Raw genomic sequence first — 1140 nt, forward strand, 5'->3', positions numbered from 1 at the left:
ATTTAGCCTAATGGCTAATACCTAATGCTGACCTAAAAAATATTAAACCAATGCTTATTTATTTTATTCAAAAGCTGATAGCTGATAGCTGATAGCTGATAGCTGATAGCTGATAGCTGATAGCTGAGAGCTGATAGCTGATAGCTTACCTCAAAAAGTGTTTGTAAAGAAATATTAACAATAATTGACAAACACCCATAGAGCAAACTTTTCCCATTATAATAGTGATATCGGAAGAGTAAAGGAAGTCCACTCATGAACAAGTCCGTTTGTACTACTGAAGCCGCTTCTCTGTTAGGTATTTCTTCTCGACGCTTGCGTCAACTCCTCAATGATGGTCGCGTCCGGGGTGCTTATAAAAGCGGAAAATTCTGGATTATTCCTCTGTTCAACAATCTGCCCCAAATCATAGAGAAGAAGCGTGGACCAAAGGGCAAATGGCGTACTAGTCGTCCTCCTGCTCTGGCCAAAATCAATGTCAACCGCAATCGGATTGGCAGCAACAATCACAAAAGTCCCGAAGAGCGTCAGCCAGTCATTTCAGTAAAACGAAGCGGCAACAATCTCTACGGCAATCAAGTCGAAATCCTCGGTCCTTGTCGGATTGTCTATCAGCCCGATAAGCCACTGGGTTGTGGCGCTCGTCTGTGGATCGAAACCTTTAGTGATATCCATTTCATTGGTGGCAGTTTTCCTGCTACTGCCTAATGGTCACAACCAAAATTAAATCATAGCCTTTCTCGCAGTTATGAGGTACAGTCTTCTGTGACGTTGATTCTGTGTCTTGATGCAACCCATCGCTATTCCCGATTCTCTCTTCCCGATTCTCTCTTCCCGATTCCCGATTCCCGATTCCCGATTCCCGATTCCCGATTCCCGATTCCCTTTGCTATCCTGAACAGGAGCAAAAGGATAGTTCCGACTAATCCCAGATGGGACGGTGAGATAAAAAACTCGCTATTAGAAAAAATAATCAAATTCACAGCAATCGATATCGGAATAGAAGTGGTCAGTAATCCTAGAGCAAATTCCGTATCAAATGTCGGGTTAGTACGCCGATGTTGCTCTTGGTCGAGCATATTAATCTGGGAAGCGTACAGCAATGGCCACAAACTGCACCCGCTTTGGGGGAAAACTACA

2 protein-coding genes and 1 pseudogene are annotated in these 1140 nt (G+C 43.7%); 2 read left to right on the forward strand and 1 reads right to left on the reverse strand.

Annotation, left to right across the window (positions count from 1 at the left end; all coding sequences use genetic code 11):
• Nucleotides 1-32 precede the first annotated feature (32 nt).
• A complete protein-coding gene (locus F6K37_RS43685; protein WP_287257385.1) occupies nt 33-257 on the reverse strand; it encodes a hypothetical protein in 225 nt (74 codons plus the stop codon).
• Between F6K37_RS43685 and F6K37_RS43690 the strand changes: the two genes are divergently transcribed.
• Together F6K37_RS43690 and F6K37_RS43695 are read left to right on the forward strand one after the other, a co-directional pair.
• Nucleotides 256-708, forward strand: a complete 453-nt coding sequence (locus F6K37_RS43690; protein WP_287257386.1) for a helix-turn-helix domain-containing protein — start codon at nt 256-258, stop codon at nt 706-708. The genes F6K37_RS43685 and F6K37_RS43690 overlap by 2 nt on opposite strands.
• A 57-nt stretch (nt 709-765) precedes the next feature.
• A pseudogene (locus tag F6K37_RS43695) lies at nt 766-1140 on the forward strand (hypothetical protein); the annotation flags it as partial.

The sequence above is a fragment of the Moorena sp. SIO4E2 genome (assembly GCF_010671945.1).
Lineage (GTDB): Bacteria > Cyanobacteriota > Cyanobacteriia > Cyanobacteriales > Coleofasciculaceae > Moorena > Moorena producens.

Bases quoted from the DNA above. Each gene is read 5' to 3' on its own strand.
- F6K37_RS43690 (WP_287257386.1), top strand. From the start codon at position 256: ATGAACAAGTCCGTTTGTACTACTGAAGCCGCTTCTCTGTTAGGTATT.
- F6K37_RS43685 (WP_287257385.1), bottom strand. From the start codon at position 257: ATGAGTGGACTTCCTTTACTCTTCCGATATCACTATTATAATGGGAAA.